The 18,422-nt window shown below is 72.3% G+C and carries 19 protein-coding genes and 1 pseudogene; 12 read left to right on the top strand and 8 right to left on the bottom strand.

Translation table 11 applies throughout. The annotated features are described in order from the left end of the window. Positions 1-131: 131 nt before the first annotated feature. Together Aau02nite_RS30975 and Aau02nite_RS30970 are read left to right on the top strand one after the other, a co-directional pair. Positions 132-878, top strand: a pseudogene (locus tag Aau02nite_RS30975) (HU family DNA-binding protein); the annotation flags it as partial. 273 nt (positions 879-1,151) lie between these two features. Next, positions 1,152-1,613, top strand: coding sequence for a hypothetical protein (locus Aau02nite_RS30970; RefSeq protein WP_246595574.1), 462 nt, complete (start codon positions 1,152-1,154; stop codon positions 1,611-1,613). Here Aau02nite_RS30970 and Aau02nite_RS30965 read toward each other — a convergent pair. The 4 genes from Aau02nite_RS30965 to cofC are packed head-to-tail and all read right to left on the bottom strand — an operon-like array spanning position 1,570 to position 5,621. Continuing rightward, on the bottom strand, positions 1,570-2,454 hold the full coding sequence (locus Aau02nite_RS30965) for an NUDIX hydrolase (RefSeq protein ID WP_212992130.1): 885 nt from the start codon (positions 2,452-2,454) through the stop codon (positions 1,570-1,572). The two genes, Aau02nite_RS30970 and Aau02nite_RS30965, sit on opposite strands and share 44 nt — an antisense overlap. Position 2,455: 1 nt before the next feature. Then, positions 2,456-4,696, bottom strand: a complete 2,241-nt coding sequence (locus Aau02nite_RS30960; RefSeq protein WP_212992129.1) for an RNA degradosome polyphosphate kinase — start codon at positions 4,694-4,696, stop codon at positions 2,456-2,458. A gap of 45 nt (positions 4,697-4,741) precedes the next feature. Continuing rightward, on the bottom strand, positions 4,742-4,939 hold the full coding sequence (locus Aau02nite_RS30955; protein WP_212992128.1) for a cold-shock protein: 198 nt from the start codon (positions 4,937-4,939) through the stop codon (positions 4,742-4,744). A 10-nt stretch (positions 4,940-4,949) separates the two neighbouring features. Next, on the bottom strand, positions 4,950-5,621 hold the full coding sequence (cofC, locus tag Aau02nite_RS30950) for a 2-phospho-L-lactate guanylyltransferase (protein ID WP_246595573.1): 672 nt from the start codon (positions 5,619-5,621) through the stop codon (positions 4,950-4,952). Between the two features lie 129 nt (positions 5,622-5,750). Here cofC and Aau02nite_RS30945 point away from each other — a divergent pair, with 129 nt between their 5' ends. The 4 genes from Aau02nite_RS30945 to Aau02nite_RS30930 are packed head-to-tail and all read left to right on the top strand — an operon-like array spanning position 5,751 to position 9,031. Next, complete coding sequence (locus Aau02nite_RS30945; RefSeq protein WP_212992126.1) at positions 5,751-6,533, top strand: lysophospholipid acyltransferase family protein; 783 nt, start codon at positions 5,751-5,753, stop codon at positions 6,531-6,533. Continuing rightward, positions 6,530-7,525, top strand: a complete 996-nt coding sequence (locus Aau02nite_RS30940) for an NAD(P)H-dependent glycerol-3-phosphate dehydrogenase (RefSeq protein WP_212992125.1) — start codon at positions 6,530-6,532, stop codon at positions 7,523-7,525. The genes Aau02nite_RS30945 and Aau02nite_RS30940 overlap by 4 nt, the downstream gene beginning before the upstream one ends. Further along, the gene (locus Aau02nite_RS30935; RefSeq protein ID WP_212992124.1) at positions 7,522-8,625 is read left to right on the top strand and encodes a cystathionine gamma-lyase; all 1,104 of its coding nucleotides are present in this window, start codon (positions 7,522-7,524) and stop codon (positions 8,623-8,625) included. The genes Aau02nite_RS30940 and Aau02nite_RS30935 overlap by 4 nt, the downstream gene beginning before the upstream one ends. Before the next feature lie 37 nt (positions 8,626-8,662). Then, entirely contained in the window at positions 8,663-9,031 is a 369-nt protein-coding gene (locus Aau02nite_RS30930) for a hypothetical protein (protein WP_246595572.1), read from the top strand. A gap of 11 nt (positions 9,032-9,042) precedes the next feature. Here the strand turns inward: Aau02nite_RS30930 and Aau02nite_RS30925 are convergent, their stop codons facing one another. Beyond that, a complete protein-coding gene (locus tag Aau02nite_RS30925; protein ID WP_212992123.1) occupies positions 9,043-9,552 on the bottom strand; it encodes a protein-tyrosine phosphatase family protein in 510 nt (169 codons plus the stop codon). Positions 9,553-9,696: 144 nt separating this feature from the next. On the opposite strand from Aau02nite_RS30925, the gene Aau02nite_RS30920 reads away from it, so the two are divergent. Next, the gene (locus Aau02nite_RS30920; protein WP_212992122.1) at positions 9,697-10,800 is read left to right on the top strand and encodes a D-alanine--D-alanine ligase family protein; all 1,104 of its coding nucleotides are present in this window, start codon (positions 9,697-9,699) and stop codon (positions 10,798-10,800) included. Positions 10,801-10,841: 41 nt separating this feature from the next. Here the strand turns inward: Aau02nite_RS30920 and Aau02nite_RS30915 are convergent, their stop codons facing one another. Further along, the gene (locus tag Aau02nite_RS30915; protein WP_212992121.1) at positions 10,842-11,483 is read right to left on the bottom strand and encodes a DUF3515 family protein; all 642 of its coding nucleotides are present in this window, start codon (positions 11,481-11,483) and stop codon (positions 10,842-10,844) included. A gap of 2 nt (positions 11,484-11,485) precedes the next feature. After that, positions 11,486-11,719, bottom strand: coding sequence for an Lrp/AsnC ligand binding domain-containing protein (locus Aau02nite_RS30910; protein WP_125810437.1), 234 nt, complete (start codon positions 11,717-11,719; stop codon positions 11,486-11,488). Positions 11,720-11,830: 111 nt separating this feature from the next. On the opposite strand from Aau02nite_RS30910, the gene Aau02nite_RS30905 reads away from it, so the two are divergent. Together Aau02nite_RS30905 and Aau02nite_RS30900 are read left to right on the top strand one after the other, a co-directional pair. After that, positions 11,831-12,769 (top strand): thiamine-phosphate kinase, encoded by a 939-nt coding sequence (locus Aau02nite_RS30905; RefSeq protein WP_212992120.1) that lies wholly within the window; start codon positions 11,831-11,833, stop codon positions 12,767-12,769. A 9-nt stretch (positions 12,770-12,778) separates the two neighbouring features. After that, on the top strand, positions 12,779-13,351 hold the full coding sequence (locus tag Aau02nite_RS30900; protein WP_246595571.1) for a GNAT family N-acetyltransferase: 573 nt from the start codon (positions 12,779-12,781) through the stop codon (positions 13,349-13,351). Between the two features lie 90 nt (positions 13,352-13,441). On the opposite strand, the gene rpmB is transcribed toward Aau02nite_RS30900, so the two are convergent. Further along, on the bottom strand, positions 13,442-13,633 hold the full coding sequence (gene rpmB / locus Aau02nite_RS30895; RefSeq protein ID WP_023561910.1) for a 50S ribosomal protein L28: 192 nt from the start codon (positions 13,631-13,633) through the stop codon (positions 13,442-13,444). A gap of 168 nt (positions 13,634-13,801) precedes the next feature. Between rpmB and Aau02nite_RS30890 the strand changes: the two genes are divergently transcribed. From Aau02nite_RS30890 to Aau02nite_RS30880, 3 genes are read left to right on the top strand one after another with little or no spacing between them, the layout of a single operon-like run. Continuing rightward, positions 13,802-15,874, top strand: a complete 2,073-nt coding sequence (locus Aau02nite_RS30890; protein ID WP_212992119.1) for a DAK2 domain-containing protein — start codon at positions 13,802-13,804, stop codon at positions 15,872-15,874. Beyond that, entirely contained in the window at positions 15,871-18,072 is a 2,202-nt protein-coding gene (recG, locus tag Aau02nite_RS30885; RefSeq protein ID WP_212992118.1) for an ATP-dependent DNA helicase RecG, read from the top strand. Before Aau02nite_RS30890 ends, recG begins: the two co-directional genes overlap by 4 nt. Beyond that, complete coding sequence (locus Aau02nite_RS30880; protein ID WP_212992117.1) at positions 18,069-18,413, top strand: DUF952 domain-containing protein; 345 nt, start codon at positions 18,069-18,071, stop codon at positions 18,411-18,413. Before recG ends, Aau02nite_RS30880 begins: the two co-directional genes overlap by 4 nt. The last annotated feature ends 9 nt before the right edge of the window (positions 18,414-18,422 follow it).

Below are 18,422 nucleotides of genomic sequence, written 5' to 3'. Positions count from 1 at the left end.
CCGGCGGGGGCGAAATCGTTGCGACACAACGGTTTTTTTTCTGGCAGATGTTTGTGTCTGCTGGTCAGAGGGCATACCGTGCGCGCAGAATGGCTCGCATTGGGCCAGTTCTCACGTTCGGGAGGAAACCAGTGAACAAGGCAGAGCTCGTCGAGGCGCTCGCCGCCCGACTGGGGGACCGGAAGACGGCGACAGCGGCGCTGGATGCGGTCATCAGCGAGGTGCAGAACGCCGTTACCAAGGGCGATCGCGTTGCCATTACCGGTTTCGGAGTCTTCGAGAAGCGGGCGCGCAATGCGCGGACCGCGCGCAATCCGCGCACCGGTGAACCGGTGAAGGTGAAGAAGACGTCCGTCCCCGCTTTCAAGCCCGGAACCGGATTCCGGGAGATGGTCGCGAGCGGCAAGGTGGCCAAGGCGACCACCGCGAAGAAGACCACGGCGGCAGTGAAGTCCACCGCCACCAAGGCCGCTCCGGCCAAGTCGGCCGCCACCAAGACGGCGGCGGCAACCAAGACGGCGGCCGCCAAGACGACCGCCTCCAAGGCCACCCCGGCCAAGACCGCCACCAAGGCGGCCACGGCCTCGAAGGCCACCGCTTCCAAGGCGACGGCTGCGAAGTCGACCGCCGGCAAGGCGACGGCCACCAAGGCAACGGCGGCCAAGTCGGCCGCCGCCAAGAGCACCCCGGCCAAGTCGGCGGCGACCAAGTCGGCCACCACCGCCAAGGCCACGCCGGCCCGCAAGACGGCCGCCACCAAGTCGGCGACCGCCACCAAGTCGGCGCCGGCCAAGTCGGCCACCAAGTCGACCGCCACCAAGGCGGCGACGGCCACGAAGTCGGCCACCACCGCCAAGGCGGCACCGGCCAAGAAGGCGGCGACCAAGACGGCGCCGACCAAGGCCGCGGCCACCAAGTCGACGGCGGCCAAGAAGACGACCGCCGCCAAGAAGACGACGGCAGCCGTCCAGGCCACCCCGGCCGGCAAGGCCACGACCGCACGCACCAGCACGGCTCGCAAGACCCGTTGATCCACGGGCCTCTCCGGCCCGCTCAGCGGCACGCTGAGGTACGAAGGGCGTCCACCCATACGGTGGACGCCCTTCGCGTGTTCCGGCGGCACAGTGGTCCAGCGGCCTACGGTCCGCTCCATGGAGCGCAGACTCGTCCGCCCTCGTGGTCTCGTGAGCAGGTCGCTGATCGCCGCGGCCGTCTTCGCCGGCGCGGTGGTCCCGGGCTGGACCCTCGGCGACCTGGCCGAGCACTGGACCGGCTGGGGGCTGCTGGACTGGCTCATCACCTGTGGCTGGTGCGGCCTGGCCGTGTTCGTGCTCGCCCCGTACGGCTCCTACCGCCGCCGCGACGTGCTGCTCGGGATGCTGCCGCTCTACGGCTGGTACGTCGCCAGCGTGCTGTCCTGGCGGGTCGCGTTGCTGCCGTTGCGCGACTGGGAGCCCCGCGGCGACGAACTGTGGCGGGCCCGCTGGCTCACCGGCGACCAGATCGGCTACTGGCGCACGGACCCGCTGCCGGACGACACCGTGCGTCGCCCGCGCGCCGCAGCCGGCCCTAGATCCGGCTCAGTGCCAGGAGCCGTTCGCCGGACCAGGTGAGGATCCAGCCCGTACCCTTCGGCGTCTTGTACGGCTCGCGGTCCTCGGCGCCGTCCAGCAACGCCAGGATCGACGGGATCACCTTGCCCTGGCTGCACACCGCCACCCGCGGTCCGTCGCGCAGCTCGGTCAGCCGGGCCGCGGCCGTCCTGGCCCGGGCCGGCACGTCGTGCGGGTCGGCCGGCTCCGCGAACGCCGCGTCCACCACGATCGGCAGGCCCAGCCGCTCGGCCAGCGGCTCGAGGGTCTGCTTGCAGCGCAACGGGGTCGCCGCGAAGAGCCGGCGCGGGGCGACGAGCGACACCACCAGTCCGAGCGTGCGCGCCTCGCCCCGGCCCTGCTCGTCGATCGGCCGCAGCGCGTCGTTGCCCTCGAACTCGCTGCGCTTGCCGGCGTGCGCGTGCCGGACCAGCGCCGTCACGGCGGTGACCGGCGGCAGGGCCGTGACGTGCTCGACCAGATGCCGGTCGTCCGGATAGGTGAGCTTGGCCAGCGCGTCGGCCGGCGACAGCCAGAGCACGGTGTCCACCTCGGTGGGGTCCATCGGCTCGTCCGCCGGGCCCGGCGCGGCCCGCATGAGCCAGAACTCGACCGTCTTGGGTGTGCCGCCGGGCATCGTGTACCGCACCTCGGGCAGCCGCAGCTGCGGTTCCCCGTGCACACCGGTCTCCTCCAGCACCTCGCGCACCGCGGCCGCCAGCGGATGCTCGTCCCCTTCGAGCTTGCCCTTGGGCAGGCTCCAGTCGGTGCGGTACGGCCGGTGCACGACACAGATCTCGATGCCGTCGCCGGCCGGTCGCCAGAGGACGCCACCGGCGGCCCGGACCGCTTCTGTCGTCAATTCAGCCCGCCTTGCCGATGACCCGGCGCAACAGCGCCTCCTGCAGGTGGATGTGGTGCTCCGAGGGCGAGAACGCGCGGCGGTGCCAGGTGCCGTCGCCGGCCAGGTCCCAGCCCTCGCTCTCGTCGCTCATGGACAACTCCAGCACATTGCGCAGATCCTCCTGCGCGGAGGGCAGGGTCACCCGGACCAGCGCCTCGACCCGGCGGTCGAGATTGCGGTGCATCAGGTCGGCCGAGCCGATCCAGTACTCGGCGTCGTCGCCGGTGCCGAACCGGAAGACCCGGGAGTGCTCCAGGAACCGGCCGACGACCGAGCGGACCCGGATGTTGTCCGACAGCCCCGGTACGCCCGGGCGCAGCGCGCACATGCCGCGGATGACCAGATCGATGCGGACCCCGGCCTGCGAGGCCCGGTAGAGCGCGTCGCAGGTCTCCTCGTCGACCAGCGAGTTCACCTTGAACTGCACCAGGGCCTCCCCGCCCGCACGGGCGATCTCGGCCTGCTGCTCGATCCGCTCGATCAGGCCGGCCCGGACCCCGTGCGGCGCCACCAGCAGCCGCCGGAACGCGGTCTGCCGGCTGTAGCCGGTGAGCACGTTGAACAGGTCCGTGACGTCGGCGCCGATCTCCGGGTCGGCGGTGAGCATGCCGAAGTCCTCGTAGAGCCGGGCGGTCTTGGGGTGGTAGTTGCCGGTGCCGATGTGGCAGTAGCGGCGGATCTGGTTGCCCTCCTGGCGTACCACCAGGGAGGTCTTGCAGTGCGTCTTGAGACCGACCAGGCCGTAGACCACGTGGCAGCCGGCCCGTTCCAGGGTGCGGGCCCAGGCGATGTTGGCCACCTCGTCGAAGCGGGCCTTCACCTCGACCAGCACCACCACCTGCTTGCCGGCGGCCGCCGCGTCGACCAGGGCGTCCACTATCGGCGAGTCACCGCTGGTGCGGTAGAGGGTCTGCTTGATGGCCAGCACGTTGGGATCCGCGGCGGCCTGCTCGATGAAGCGCTGCACGCTGGTGGAGAACGAGTGGTACGGGTGGTGCACCAGGATGTCGCACTCGCGCAGCCGGTTGAAGACACTGCGCGGCACCTCGCCGTCGGCCAGCTGCGGGTGGGTCGACGGGACGAACGGCCGGTCCTTGAGGTCGTCCCGGTCGCACTCGCCGAAGACCTGCCACAGCCCGGACAGGTCGAGCAGGCCGGGCACCCGCAGCACGTCCTGGCTGTCCATCTCCATCTCGCGGGTGAGCAGATCGAGCACGTGGTCGCTGATCGAGGCGGCCACCTCCAGGCGCACCGGCGGGCCGAAACGGCGCTGGGCCAGCTCCCGTTCGAGGGCCTGCAGCAGATCCTCGTCGCGGTCCTCGTCGACCTCGAGCTCGGCGTTGCGGGTGACCCGGAACAGGTGCCACTCCAGGATCCGCATGCCGGAGAAGAGCTGGTCCAGGTGCGCGGCGATGAGCTCCTCGACGGGCAGGAAGCGCGCGCCGCGGCTGTCGTTCTGCACCGTGACGAAGCGCGGCACGTTGTTGGGCACCTTGATCCGGGCGAACAGCTCGTTACCGCTGCCGGCCGGGTCCCGCAGGGCGACGGCGAGATTCAGCGAACGGCTCGAGATGTACGGGAACGGGTGCGCCGGGTCGACCGCGAGCGGGGTCAGCACGGGGAAGACCTGCTCGCGGAAGTACGTCCGCAGCCGCTCGCGTTCCGGCGCGTCCAGCTCGCTCCAGCTGACCAGCTCGATGCCCTCGGCCGACAGCTTGGGCCGGACCTCCTCGCCGAAGCAGGCGGCGTGCCGGGTGACCAGGTCGGCGGCCCGCTCGGTGATCATCTCGAGCTGGTGGCGCAGCGACGACCGGTCGCCGCCGCGCATCGGCAGCCCGGCCTTGAGCCGGCGCTTGAGCCCGGCCACCCGGACCATGTAGAACTCGTCCAGATTGCCGGCGAAGATCGCCAGGAACTTCGCGCGTTCCAGCAGCGGAGTGCCCGGGTCCTCGGCCAGTGCCAGCACCCGGGCGTTGAAGTCGAGCCAGGACAGCTCCCGGTTGAGGAAGCGGTCCTCGGGCAGCTCGGGCAGGCCCGGCTCGGTCTCGGTGATTTCCGGTGCGGTGTCGGCGGTGGTCACAGCGTGCTCCGTCGGCTCGAAATCGGTCTGCCCGGCCCGGGGCAGGAACCGCCCGTCGGCGCCGCGGCGGCGAGCCGCGGGGGGCACGGTCGTGTCGGGTGTCCGGGGCGGGGTGGTCATCGGTCCATCATTGCCCGTCCAGCGTGAACGGGAAATGAACGAAGCTCACCTGATTCCCGGAAGTTCGACCCTGGTGATCTCGCCGTCCGGACCGGCGGAGATCGTCACACGCTGGCCGAGGCGCAGCAGCCGCAACCCCGAGGCCTCGAACGCCGCGGCCGGGAAGGACAGCTCACTGCCGTCGTCCAGCAACAGCGTGCCGGTACGGCTCTGAGCGTCGAACGTCGCAACGGTCCCCTGCATGCCCCGCACGCTACCGGTGCGGGCCGCCCGCCACATCCGAGGAGCCGCACTCGGCGATGAGTCCGAGATCACGCAGCAGCGCGCTGGTGTGCTCGCCGACGCCGAGGGCCGCGACCGTGCGCAGATCGTCGGCCGTGTCCACGTCCTGGCGGAGCCCCGGCCACGCCCCGGTCAGCGGCCGGGCGTGCGAGGCGGCGTGCGCCCCGGCCGAGCCCACCCCGAAGCGGGGATCGAGCGCGGTGCCGGCCGCCGCGGTCAGCAGCACCGTGCCGGTGCCGACGGCGTCGGCCACGAAGCTGCGGCCGGGTCCGGCGGCGGCGAGGGCCTCGGCCAGCTCGGCGGGGCGCAGGGCGGGCAGGTCGCCGGTCAGCACGGCCCGGCGGTGCCCGAGGCCCGCGACCACGTCGGCACCGAACCGCATGGCCGCGTTCAGGCCGGCGGCGGGCTGGTCCGGCACCGAGCGGGCGCCCAGGGCCAGCGCCGCGGCGACCGCCGCCGGGTCGTCCGTGACGATCAGCACATCACCCACCGCCGCGCAGCCCCGGACCGCGGCGACCGTGTCGCGGACCATCGCGAGCGCCAGATCCTCGTGCCGGAAGTCGGGGACAGCGCCGCGCAACCGGCTCTTGGCCGCGCTGAGGCTCTTGACGGGGATGACCGCCGTCCAGTCCGCTCCTGACACGCCGCCAATCCTGCCACCGTCCACCGGCCGGGCCCCGGCCTGGCTACGGCGAGGTGGAGCAGGCATGATTTCGTCGCAGGTGTGGGCGACGGCGGCGCGGGGGCCCGCCGCGGGGAGCAGGGAGGCACCGTGGCTGGGCGCAAGCTCGGATTGTGGCGACGGCTGGCGGTCCTGCTCGTGCTGCCCGCCATGAGTCTCTGGACGAAGCGCACCTGGACCGGCATGGAGAACCTGCCGCCCGGTGGCGGATTCATCGTCACGCCCAACCACATGTCGCAGTTCGACCCGCTGCTGGTCGCGCACTTCATCTACCAGTCGGGCCGGTGGCCGCGGTTCCTGGCCAAGGCCAGCATCTGGCGGGTGCCGTTCGTCGGCTTCATGCTGCGCAAGACCCAGCAGATCCCGGTCGAACGCGGCAGTGTGGAGGCGGTGAAGTCGCTCGACTCGCTCATCGAGGCCCTGCACGAGGACGGGGTCGTGGTGATCTATCCCGAGGGCACGACCACCCGCGAGCCCGACCTGTGGCCGATGCGGGGCAAGACCGGCGCGGCCCGGCTGGCGCTGGTCACCGGCGCCCCGGTGGTGCCGATGGCGACGTGGGGCGCGCAGGCGGTGCACGACGTGCGGACCGGCCGGGTCAGGCTGGGCCGGCGGGTGCCGGTGCAGGTGAGCGTGGGCAAGCCGGTGGATCTGAGCCGCTGGCTGGGTGAGGCACCCACCCGCGCGGTGCTGGAGCAGATGACCGAGGCGATCCAGCTGGCCACCCGGGACCTGCTGGCCGAGCTGCGGGAAGAACCACCACCCCCGCTGTACGAGGTGTCGCGCCGCGCCTGGCGGCCCGGCACGGACGACGCGATCGAGCACGGCAAGCGAAGCGAGGGTCACGAGGACATGCGGGACGGTGGAGCATGAGGCGGGCGGCGGTGCTGGGCGCGGGCGCCTGGGGTACGGCGTTCGCGAAGATCCTCGCCGAGGCGGGGTCGGACGTGACCATGTGGGCCCGCCGCGAGTCGGTGGCCGCGGCCATCCGGGACGAGCGGGTCAACGAGTCGTCGCTGCCCGGCGTCAAGCTGCCCGAGCGGGTCACCGCCACCAGCGACCTGGCCGCCGCCCTGCGGGGTGCCGGACTGGTCTTCCTGGCGGTGCCGTCGCAGACGCTGCGCGGCAACCTCGCCGACTGGGCCGGTCACCTGCCGGCCGACTCCACGCTGGTCTCGCTGATGAAGGGCATCGAGCTCGGCACGACCAAGCGGATGAGCCAGGTCATCGTCGAGACCGCCGGGGTCGAGATGGACCGGGTGGTGGTGGTCTCGGGGCCCAACCTGGCGCCCGAGATCGCCGCCGAGCAGCCGGCCGCGACCGTGGTGGCCGGTACGGACCCGGGTCGCGCGCAGCTCGTGCAGCAGGCCATCGCGCTGCCGTACCTGCGGCCGTACACCAGTGACGACGTCATCGGGTGTGAGCTGGGTGGGGCGGTGAAGAACGTCATCGCGCTCGCGTACGGGATGGCCTCGTCGATGGGCATGGGGGACAACACCAAGGCCTCGCTGATCACCCGCGGGCTGGCCGAGACGGCCCGGCTCGGGGTGGCGCTGGGCGCCGACCCGATGACCTTCGCCGGGCTGGCCGGGCTCGGTGACCTGGTCGCCACCTGCTCCTCGCCGCTGTCGCGCAACCGGACCTTCGGCGAGCACCTGGGCCGCGGCGAGTCGCTGGAGGAGGCGCAGCGCGCCACCCGGCAGACCGCCGAGGGGGTCAAGAGCTGCCTGGCCATCCGCGACCTGGCCCGCGCGCAGCACGTCGAGATGCCGATCACCGAACAGGTCGAGCGGGTGTGCCACGAGGGTATCGACCCGCGGGTGGCGGTCAAGCTGCTCATGGGACGGGAGATGAAGCCGGAATGAGTTTCGAGGGGGACGGCACCCGCGTCGTGCACGCCGGGCTGCCCGAGCCGGTACCGGGACAGCCGTTCCTGCCGGGCCCGGTGTTCGCGGCGCCGTACCACCTGGACCCGGTCGAGGGGCCGGGTGCCAACGGCTACGGGCGCCCGGACAACCCGACCCGCCGGGCCCTGGAGGGGGCGATCGGCGAGCTCGAGGGCGGGGCCGTGCTGGCGTTCGCGAGCGGCCAGGCGGCGATCACCGCGCTGCTGCTCTCGACCCTGCGCAGCGGCGACACGGTGGCGCTGCCGTCGGACGGCTACTTCACCGTGCGCGCCTTCGCCGAGGGCACCCTGCGCGACCTCGGCGTGCGGACGGTGCAGGTGCCGACCGCCGGGCCGTACCCGTCGTTCGAGGGCGTCCGGCTGGTGCTGCTGGAGACGCCGGCCAATCCGGGGCTCGACGTCTGCGACATCCGTACGGTCGCCGCCGCCGCGCATGCCGCCGGCGCGCTGGTGGCGGTGGACAACACCACCCCGACGCCGCTCGGCCAGCGCCCGCTGGAGCTCGGCGCGGACCTGGTGGTGGCCTCCGGCACCAAGGCGCTGACCGGGCACTCCGACGTGCTCCTGGGCTACCTGGCCACCAACGACGAGGATCTGCTGGCCAAGGTGACCGTGTGGCGGGCCCAGACCGGCGCGGTTCCCGGTGCTTTCGACGCCTGGCTGGCCCACCGGTCGCTGGCCACCCTGGACCTGCGGCTGGCCCGGCAGAGCGAGAACGCCACGGTGCTGGCCGAGTTCCTGGCCGGCCGCGACGACGTGACGGGCGTGCGTTTCCCGGGGCTGGCCGGCGACCCGTCGTACGGGATCGCGAAGGCGCAGATGCGCCGCATCCCCGGCATCGTCTCGTTCGATCTCGGCAGTGCCGAGCGGGTCGCGCGGTTCCTGACCGCCTCCGAGCTGGTCTTCGCGGCCACCTCCTTCGGCGGTCTGCACACCACCGCCGACCGGCGGGCGCAGTGGGGCGACGACACCGCGCCGGGCTTCGTCCGGCTCTCCTGCGGCATCGAGGACGCACCGGATCTCCTCAGGGATCTGACGGCCGCGCTCGACGCCGCATGAGCCCACCCGCGGCGGAAAACCCATGCAGGTTCGTTACATGAGTCCCATGTCATGGAGCAGCTTCACCGGCGATCAGGTGGCGGCGCTGGCGCAGGGCGAGAGCCTGTTCGCCCAGCCGGGTGAGCGGGACTGTCCCGCCTGCGGGCGGCGCAGCGTGCGGGCGTACGTGAACGCGCCCGAGAACGCCCGGCGCCCGACCCTGGTCAGCTACGTCTGGTGCACCGCCTGCCGCAAGTTCGTCGGCACCCGGGCCAAGCATCCGGAGGGACTGGTCTTCTCCGATCCGCTGGCCACGTTGTCGCCGGCCGAACGGCGTGAGCTGGAGCGCAGCCTGACCGGCTTCCTCGCGCACCTCGACGAGCTGTGGGACGCCGGGGCGTTGCCACAGACCTTCACCGCGGCCTGACCCGCCGCCGCTCAACCGCCGTGGTTCAGCGCGAACTCGTAGAGCCAGTCGCGCTGGGCCTCGGTGTCGGGGACCGGCAGACCGCGGGCCTGCGCCACCATCTCCAGCGCCCGCTCCGGGCCGACGCCCAGCATCACCAGCGTCGCGCAGGCCAGCAGCGTCGAGCGGCCGATGCCGGCGAAACACTGTGTCACCACGAACCGGCCGGCCCGGACGTGCGCGGCCAGCCGTACGCCGAGAGCGACCACGTCGCTGTCGGCCATGTCCCGGGCCCGGGGGATGCCCCGGTCCGCGATCGGGAAGGAGAGGAAGTCGATGCCCGCCGCCGCGGCCGCCGCCGCTGCCTCGGTGAGCCCCAGCCGCCGGTCCTCCTCCCAGGTCAGCGCGGAGACGAAGACATCGACGCCGGCCCGGGCCAGGCCGGCCATCTCGTCGGCCAGCCAGTCGCCGCCGCGCGGATGGGCCATCGTCGCCAACCGTCCCGGGCCGTGCCAGGCGATCACGTGCAGTGCTGGTCTCATTGACTCCCCGTCCCCGTCTGCCGTGCCAGCGCCCGCCGTCATCAGAAAGTGGTGTACGCAGAGTAGGGTCACCCCCGGCGTGCCCGCCGCCGTCCTCCCGCGCGCAGGCAGCCTAGCTATGTCCGGCAACGAGAGGCCATTTCCATGACGACCCCTCGCAAAACCCGCGTGGCGATCGTGTTCGGCGGGCGCAGCACCGAGCACGCCATCTCCTGCGTCAGCGCGGGCAGCATCCTCGGCGCCCTGGACCCCGACGAGTACGAGGTCGTGCCGGTCGGCATCACCCGCGCGGGCGCCTGGGTGCTCAGCGGCGGCGACCCCGCGGCGCTGGCCATCAGCGGCCAGACCCTGCCGGAGATCACCGCCGACTCGGGCCGGGCCGTGGTGCTGCCGGCCGACCCGACCTCGTCCGGCCTGATGGTGCTCGACCCGGCGGACGGCGTGGCCGTGCTCGCGAACGTCGACGTCGTCTTCCCGGCCCTGCACGGCGCGTACGGCGAGGACGGCACCATCCAGGGCATGCTCGAGATGGCCGGCATCCCGTACGTGGGGGCCAACGTCTTCGCCTCCGCGGCCGGCATGGACAAGGAGTTCACCAAGAAGCTCGCCGCCGCCGAGGGCATCCCGGTCGGGCCGTACGCGGTCCTGCGCGCCGGCAGCTCCCTGTCGGAGGCCGACAAGCAGCGTCTGGGCCTCCCGGTCTTCGTCAAGCCGTCCCGGGCCGGCTCGTCGCACGGCATCAGCAAGGTCACCGACTGGGCGCAGCTGGACGCGGCCGTCGCCACGGCCCGCCGGATCGACCCCAAGGTGCTGGTGGAGGCGGCCATCGTGGGCCGCGAGATCGAGTGCGGGGTGCTCGAGGGCGAGGCCGGCGGGGCCCCCGAGGCGTCGCTGCTGGCCGAGATCCTCGTCTCCACCGAGGGCGGTGACTTCTACGACTTCGACGCCAAGTACCTCGGTGACGGCACGCCGTACCAGATCCCCGCGGGCCTGGAGCCCGACGTGGCCCGCCGGGTGCAGGAGTACGCCTGCCGGACCTTCACCGCGCTGGACTGCGCCGGCCTGGGCCGCGTCGACTTCTTCGTGACCGCCGACAACGAGATCTACCTCAACGAGATCAACACGATGCCGGGCTTCACCCCGACGTCGATGTTCCCGCTGATGTGGGCGGCCACCGGCCTGGAATACCCGAAGGTCGTCGACCGGCTGATCCGCACCGCGCTACGCCGCGGCACCGGCCTGCACTGAGCGCCCGCCCGTCGCCCGGCGTGGCCGGCGCGGGCCGGGTGCTAGACGCAGCCGCTCGGGACACCGGCGGTGATCGACTTGTCGGTCTTCACCACGGTGTCCGAGAACTCGTTGGCCCACTGGGCCGGCTGGGCGTACTGCTTCGGGACGGTGACCTGGACGGGGACCTCGCGGTCCATGGTCGTGAAGACGGCCGCGTCACCCTGCCGGGCGGCGTACCAGCAGACCTTGTTCATGTTCAGCAGCTCGGTGTCCAGCGGCACGCAGCCCGTGCCGGTGTCGTCCAGCGACGCGCACATCTTCGGCTGGGCCACCCCGCAGGCCACCGTCAGCGGCGGCTCGCCGTAGGCGGCGTTCTGCTCCGGGCCGGCGCTGACCTTGCGGGCGACCAGGTCGCGCACCTTGACGGGCAGCTGCGACGTCACCGCCAGGCAGACCTCGGCCGGGCGGGGCGCCAGCTTCGGCGCGGCCATCTGCACCGGCGCCGCCGGGACGGCCGCGGGCTGGGTGGCCGACGGGCCGGGTGCCGCGCTGCCGGTCTCCGGCACGATCTTCGTGAAGATCAGCAGACCGGCCAGCACCGCCACCGGTACGGCGATCACGGTCGCCCACAGGGCGGCGCTGCGCATCGTCCGGTCCGGTGCGGGAGGCTGGGATTCGGGGCGGGTACGCACGTCGACCATGCTCAGAGATTTACCACGGAGCACGTGACGGTCCGGGTGATGCCCGGCACGTACTGGATTTTGCTCACAATCATCCGGCCGAGCTCATCGACGCTGTGCGCCTCGCCCAGTACCACGACGTCGTAGGGCCCGGTGACCGCGTCGACACGTACCACTCCATTGATTTTGTCGATCGCGGCGGCCACGTCACGGGCCTTTCCGACCTCCGTCTGGATGAGGATGTACGCCTGGACCACGATCAGACTCCTATCCGCCGCCGCCGGCGACCCCGAACGTGAAACTACAGTACGAAACCGGTCGGCAGCGCACTTGCGGGGCAGGCTGAACTCGAGAGGAACGGTGGGACGTTGAGCATCGCGGAGACCGGGGAGTTCGGGCTCATCACCCGGATCGTCGCGCGGCTCGAGACCGGCGCCGCCAGTCTGCTCGGTCCGGGCGACGACGCGGCGGTCGTGGCGGCACCGGACCGGCGGGTCGTCGCCAGCACGGACGTCCTGGTCGAGGGCCGCCACTTCCGGCGGGACTGGTCCAGCGCGGCCGACGTCGGGCACCGTGCGGCGGCCGCGAACCTGGCCGACATCGCCGCCATGGGCGCGGTCCCGACCGCCCTGCTGGTGGCTCTCTGCGTGCCCACGGACCTGCCGGTCGAGTGGGCCGAGGAACTGTCCGGCGGACTCTCCACCGAAGCGGCCCGGGTCGGCGCGGCCGTCGTCGGCGGCGACATGTCGTCCAGCCCCACGCTGACCATCGCCGTCACCGCCCTCGGCGACCTGGCGGGCCGCGAGCCGGTCCTGCGCAGTGGCGCCCAGCCGGGAGACGTGGTCGCCCTGGCCGGGCGCACCGGGCACGCCGCCGCCGGCTACACCGTGCTGTCGCGAGGCTTCCGGACCCCCAAACTGCTGGTCGAGGCGTACCGGCGACCCGAGGTCGAGTACGCCGCCGGCCCCACCGCGGCGCGCCTGGGCGCCACCTCGATGATCGACATCTCCGACGGGCTGCTGCAGGACCTCGGCCACGTCGCGGCGGCCAGCGTGGTCGGCATCGACATCGACCGGGCCGCCTTCGAGGTGCCCGACCAGATGCGCGACGCGGCGTCGGCGCTCGGCGTGGACCCGTACGTCTGGCTCCTGGCCGGCGGCGACGACCACGCCCTGGCCGCCACCTTCCCGCCGGGCACGCAGCTGCCGCCGGGCTGGCGCGCGGTCGGCAGCGTGCACGAGGGCACCGGGGTCACGGTCGACCGCCGCCCGTGGCAGGGCGGCACGGGCTGGGACCACTTCCGCTGAAGGTGGTTAGTGTTGGTCGGCGTGGAGGAGATCAAGGTCCGCGAGGCGCGCTTCGACGAGCCCGCGGTGCAGCGACTGATAGCCGAGGCGATGGCCGAGCTGAGCCGGCGGTACGGCGGGACGGGCGACGACACTCCCGTGGCGGCCACGGACTTCGCGCCGCCCGGTGGGGCGTTTTTCGTCGCTTACACCGACTCGCCCCTTGCGGCTGAGGCCGCTCCCGGCGTCACTTCCCGCTCGGCTGCCGATTCCGCTGCCGGCGTCGCTTCCCGCTCGGCTGCCGGCTCGAGGGGCGGTGAGGTTCTGCTGGGCTGTGCCGGTTGGCGGGCGCACGGCGAGGACGCGGAGCTGAAGCGGATGTTCACGACGCCGGCGGCCCGGGGCCGTGGGGTGGCCCGCCGGGTCCTCACGGCGATCGAGGATTCCGCCCGCGAACGCGGCTGCAAGCGGGTGATTCTGGAAACCGGCGACAAACAGCCCGAGGCGATCGCGTTGTACATCAAGTGCGGCTACGAGCGCATCGAGGACTTCGGCTACTACGCGGGCGAGGAAGGCGTGCGGTCCTTCGCCCGGGTCCTCTGAACCGGGGCTTCCCGTCGGCCTGCGCTTGTCGCGGGCACGCGAAAAGCCCGCCTGGTCACAGGGACCCGGCGGGCTGCCGCATTGCTGAGGTCAGGCGCGGACGACCTTGCCGGCCTTGATGCACGAGGTGCAGACCTTGAGCTTCTTGGTGTTGCCACCACCGGCAGGGGTGCGCACCGACTGGATGTTCGGGTTCCAGCGGCGGTTGGTCCGCCGGTGCGAGTGGGACACGTTGTGGCCGAAGCCCGGTCCCTTGCCACAGACGTCGCACACGCTAGCCACGGGGTACTCCTGGGATTGAAAGCAATTGAGGGTGCCCCGGACAGCAGACATCCGGGCAACCTGGCCAGATTACCCGATGGTCGGCCGGGACAGCCAATCGCCCCTGGCCGTACCCGCCGCGAAGCCCGGCACCCGGCAATTGTCGGTGCTGGTTAGTACGCTTTTCGCGTGCTGGACTCCCTGGACGCCGCCGCGGTCCGCCGCTGGTGCGGTCGTGGGCTGGCCGCGCTCCGGGCGCACCAGCACGAGATCGACGAGCTGAACGTCTACCCGGTGCCCGACGGCGACACGGGCACCAACCTGGTGCTCACCCTGACCTCGGCCCAGCAGGCCCTGGACGACGCCCCCGAGCAGCCCACCACCGGCTCGAGCACGCTGGGTGGCACGATGCGCCTGATGGCCCGCGGAGCCCTGCTGGGCGCCCGGGGCAACTCGGGCGTGATCGTGTCGCAGATCCTGCGCGGCATGGCCGACGCCTTCGCCACGGGGGTGGCAGTGCGGGGCGGGGAGCTGACCCGGGCGCTGCGCACGGCGAGCGAGGCGGCCTACGCGGCGGTGGCCAAGCCGGTCGAGGGCACGGTGCTGTCGGTGGTGGCAGCGGCGGCCGAGGGAGCCCGCAAGATCGCGTCCGACGATCTGCTGACGGTGGCCCGGGCCGCAGCCCACGCGGCGACGGAAGCCCTGGCCCGCACTCCCCAGCAACTCCCGATCCTGGCCCGGGCCGGCGTGGTGGACGCGGGCGGCCGCGGCCTGGTCCTCCTCCTGGAGGCTCTGGTGGAAGCGCTGAGCAACACCAGCACATCTCCTGCCAAGACCGACGACCCCGCCGCCCCGTCCGCGGTACCCGCGATTTCGGAGGCTTCAGCTCCGCCCGCGACCGCGTTCGCCTCGGCGGCTCCGCCGACGGTCGGCCTGGTCGGAGCCGCCTCGGCCGCGGATCCGGCTGCGGCCAGGGCCTCGACCACGGACCGGGATCCAGCTACCGCCCAGCCTCCGGCGACCGATCCGATCCCGGCCACCGATCTGCCCCCGGCCGCCGACCGGGGCTCGGCATCCCACTCTGCGCCGGGCCCGGACGTGAGTCCGGTCGGCTCTGCCGCGTCACGGCACTCCGGACCCGTCTTTGCCGTGGTCCCTATCCACCCGTTGCGCGCCGACGCCACTGTGGCCGGCTCCGACGCTTCCGCTTCCTCCGATTCGGACCCGGCCACGGACGACGGCGCCGATGACCGATTCGGATACGAGGTGCAGTACCTGCTGGATGCGACGCCCGGGGATGTCGAGTCGCTGCGCGGTGTGCTCGGAGACATCGGCGACTCGCTGGTGGTCGTCGGGACCGGCGACGGCGAGCCACCCACCTGGAACGTCCACGTCCACGTGCCGGTCGACGAGGTCGGCGCCGCGATCGAGGCCGGCGTCGTCGCGGGCCGTCCGCATCGGATCACCGTCACCCGCCTGGAAGACCACTGGCACCAAAACGATCAGCATGCGAACCACCGGCACGAGGACAACCAGCACGACGGCAGCCAGGATCAAGATCTTCGGGCCCCGGAGCCGGTCCCATCGGTAGGCGTCAGTGCGCCGGATCCCGATGCCCGGGCCACCGTCGTCGTCGCTGCCGGAGACGGGCTCACCGCCATCTTCGCTGCCGAGGGTGCCACCGTGGTCGGCCGCAATCCCTCCATTGCCGAGATTCTCGACGCCATCACCGCCACCGGGGCCGGTCACATCGTGCTGCTGCCCAACGATGCCAACACCCACGCCGTCGCCCGGTCCGCCGCGCAGGAGGCCGCCGCGCACGGCGTACGGGTGAGCGTCGTGCCCACCCGCTCCCCGGTGCAGGCCCTCGCCGCCCTCGCCGTCCGGGATCCCGGGCGGCCGTTCGACGATGATGTCATCGCGATGGCCGAGGCCGCCGGTGCCTGCCGGTACGGCGAGGTCTGCACCGCCAGCCGGGAGGCGCTCACCGTCGCCGGCCGCTGTCTTCCCGGCGACCTGCTCGGGTTGGTCGACGGGGAGGTGCACGTCATCGGTGGCGATCTGGAGCAGGTCTGCCTGCGCCTGCTCGACCGGCTGCTCGGCGGTGGCGGCGAGCTCGTCACCCTCGTGCTCGGCGCGGACGCCCCGCCCGAGCTGGAGGAGCGGTTGCGTGCCCACGTCACCAGCGAGTGGCGTTTCGTCGAGCTGAACAGCTATGCGGGCGGCCAGCCCCGCTACCACCTGTTGGTAGGAGTGGAATGACCGACACGAAGACCGTCACCACCACCGACACCCCGTTGGAGAAGGTGCTGGGGGCGGCCAAGGCCAAGGCGCTCGCCACCCATCTCGACCTGCACACCGCCGGTGACCTGATCTACCACTTCCCGCGCCGTTACGACGAGCGGGGCGAGCACACCGACATGCGCAAGCTCGAGGTGGGCGAGCAGGTCACCCTGCTGGCGCAGGTCAAGAGCACGACGGTACGGCCGATGCGCCAGCGCCGCGGCACCATGCTCGAGATCACCGTCGGCGACGGTTCCGGAGCCACGCTGACGTGCACGTTCTTCAACCAGGCGTGGCGGGAGCGGGAGTTGCGGACCGGCCGATGGGGGCTGTTCGCCGGCAAGGTGACCGACTTCCGGGGCAAGCGCCAGCTCAACGGGCCGGCGTACCAGCTGCTCAAGGCGGACGCGACGCAGGACGAGGCGGCCGAGGAGATCGAGGAGTTCGCCGGTGCGCTGATCCCGGTGTATCCGGCCGCGGCCGCCGTGCCGACGTGGACCATCGCCCGCTACGTGCGCGAGGTGCTGGAGACCTTCCAGCCGCCGGATGATCCGTTGCCGGGTACGGTCCGCGCCAGCCGCAACCTCATCGGCATCGGCAAGGCCCTGCGGGAGATCCACCGGCCCAGCTCCGACAAGGACCTGCAACTGGCCCGGTACCGGCTCAAGTGGGATGAGGCTTTCGCCGTACAGCTGACGCTTGTGCAGCGCAAGGCCCGGGCGGCCGCCGCGCCCGGCAGGTCCCGGCCGCGCACCGAGGCCGGGTTGCTGGCCGCGTTCGACGCGGCGCTGCCCTACGAGCTGACCGAGGGCCAGGCCCGGGTCGGTGAGGAGATCGCCGCGGATCTGGCCCGCGCCCATCCGATGCACCGGTTGTTGCAGGGTGAGGTCGGTTCCGGCAAGACGCTGGTGGCGGTTCGGGCGATGCTGCAGGTCGTCGACGCGGGCGGGCAGGCCGCGCTGCTCGCCCCGACCGAGGTGCTCGCCACCCAGCATCACCGCAGCATCAGCGCGCAGCTGGGCGCGCTGGGCCGGGCCGGGGAGCTCGACGGTGATCCGAACGGCACGCAGCTCACGCTGGTCACCGGCTCGCTCGGCGCGGCGGCGCGGCGGGCCGCGCTGGCCAAGGTCGCCGACGGGACCGCGGGCATCGTGGTGGGCACCCACGCCCTGCTGTACGAAGGTGTCGACTTTCACGACCTCGGCCTGGTGGTGGTCGACGAGCAGCACCGCTTCGGGGTGGAACAGCGCGACGCGCTGCGGGCCAAGGCCGCGCAGCCACCGCACGTGCTGGTGATGACGGCGACGCCGATCCCGCGCACGGTCGCGATGACCGTGTACGGGGACCTGGAAACGTCCACTTTGTCGCAGTTGCCGCGCGGCCGTTCACCGATCGCGTCGCACGTCGTGCCGCCCGAGCGCCCGGCTTTCCTGGAGCGGGCCTGGCAGCGGGTGCGCGAGGAGGTCAAGGCCGGCCACCAGGCGTACGTGGTGTGCCCGCGGATCGGCTCCACGGAAGCCGAGGAGGACGAAGAGCCGCCGGGCGACAATGAGCCCGCGCGCCGGCCACCGCTGGCCGTGATGGAGGTCGCGCCGATCCTCGAGGAGGGCCCGCTGCACGGGCTGCGGCTCGGCATCCTGCACGGCAAGCTGCCGGCGGACGAGAAGGACGCGGTCATGCGCCGGTTCGCGGCCGGTGACCTGGACGTGCTGATCGCCACGACGGTGATCGAGGTGGGCGTCGACGTGCCCAACTCCACCGTCATGATCATCATGGACGCGGACCGCTTCGGCGTCTCCCAGCTGCACCAGCTGCGGGGCCGGGTCGGCCGGGGTTCGGCGCCGGGCATCTGCCTGCTGGTCACCGAAGCGGCGGAAGGCACCCCGGCCCGCGAACGGCTCGACGCGGTGGCGTCCACAACGGACGGCTTCCGGCTCGCGGAGCTGGACCTCGAACAACGCCGCGAAGGCGACGTGCTGGGCGCGTCGCAGTCCGGCAGGCACAGCCATCTGCGGCTGCTGTCGCTGTTGCGGGACAGCAAGCTGATCACCGACGCCCGGGCGGAGGCTCAGGAACTCGTGGCCGAGGATCCGACGCTGGCCAGACATCCGGCCCTGCTGGCCTCGGTCGCCGCCCTGGTGGACGAGGAACGCGCCGAGTACCTGGAGAAGGGATGATCCTGCACTTCTGTCCCCGCGCGGAGTGGGAAGCGGCGATTCCGGCCGGCTGGTATGCGGCGGACACGCTGGAAAGCCAGGGCTTCATCCACTGCTCGACGCCGGAACAGGTGGCGGTGCCGGCGACGGCGCTGGCCCGCGGCCGGCAGGACATCGTGCTGCTGGAGATCGACGAGAGCCGGTTGAGCCGGCCGGTGGTCTGGGAGCAGGGGGATCCGCCGGATCCGGGCGGCATGCTGTTCCCGCACGTGTACGAGGCGATCCCGGTGGCGGCGGTCGTCGCGGTGCACGAGTACCTGCCCGAGCCGGACGGGACCTTTCGGCCGCCCACCGGCCTGTAGCCGGGCCGA

The sequence above is a fragment of the Actinoplanes auranticolor genome (assembly GCF_018332655.1).
GTDB classification, from domain to species: Bacteria; Actinomycetota; Actinomycetes; order Mycobacteriales; family Micromonosporaceae; genus Actinoplanes; species Actinoplanes auranticolor.
This window is presented reverse-complemented; position numbering and strand designations above follow the sequence as displayed.

Excerpts from the sequence above, each read along its gene's own strand:
- Aau02nite_RS30970 (WP_246595574.1), top strand. The coding sequence starts at position 1,152 with ATGGAGCGCAGACTCGTCCGCCCTCGTGGTCTCGTGAGCAGGTCGCTG.
- Aau02nite_RS30960 (WP_212992129.1), bottom strand. The coding sequence starts at position 4,696 with ATGACCACCCCGCCCCGGACACCCGACACGACCGTGCCCCCCGCGGCT.
- Aau02nite_RS30955 (WP_212992128.1), bottom strand. The coding sequence starts at position 4,939 with ATGCAGGGGACCGTTGCGACGTTCGACGCTCAGAGCCGTACCGGCACG.
- Aau02nite_RS30940 (WP_212992125.1), top strand. The coding sequence starts at position 6,530 with ATGAGGCGGGCGGCGGTGCTGGGCGCGGGCGCCTGGGGTACGGCGTTC.
- Aau02nite_RS30935 (WP_212992124.1), top strand. The coding sequence starts at position 7,522 with ATGAGTTTCGAGGGGGACGGCACCCGCGTCGTGCACGCCGGGCTGCCC.
- Aau02nite_RS30930 (WP_246595572.1), top strand. The coding sequence starts at position 8,663 with ATGAGTCCCATGTCATGGAGCAGCTTCACCGGCGATCAGGTGGCGGCG.
- Aau02nite_RS30925 (WP_212992123.1), bottom strand. The coding sequence starts at position 9,552 with ATGAGACCAGCACTGCACGTGATCGCCTGGCACGGCCCGGGACGGTTG.
- Aau02nite_RS30920 (WP_212992122.1), top strand. The coding sequence starts at position 9,697 with ATGACGACCCCTCGCAAAACCCGCGTGGCGATCGTGTTCGGCGGGCGC.
- Aau02nite_RS30915 (WP_212992121.1), bottom strand. The coding sequence starts at position 11,483 with ATGGTCGACGTGCGTACCCGCCCCGAATCCCAGCCTCCCGCACCGGAC.
- recG (WP_212992118.1), top strand. The coding sequence starts at position 15,871 with ATGACCGACACGAAGACCGTCACCACCACCGACACCCCGTTGGAGAAG.
- Aau02nite_RS30880 (WP_212992117.1), top strand. The coding sequence starts at position 18,069 with ATGATCCTGCACTTCTGTCCCCGCGCGGAGTGGGAAGCGGCGATTCCG.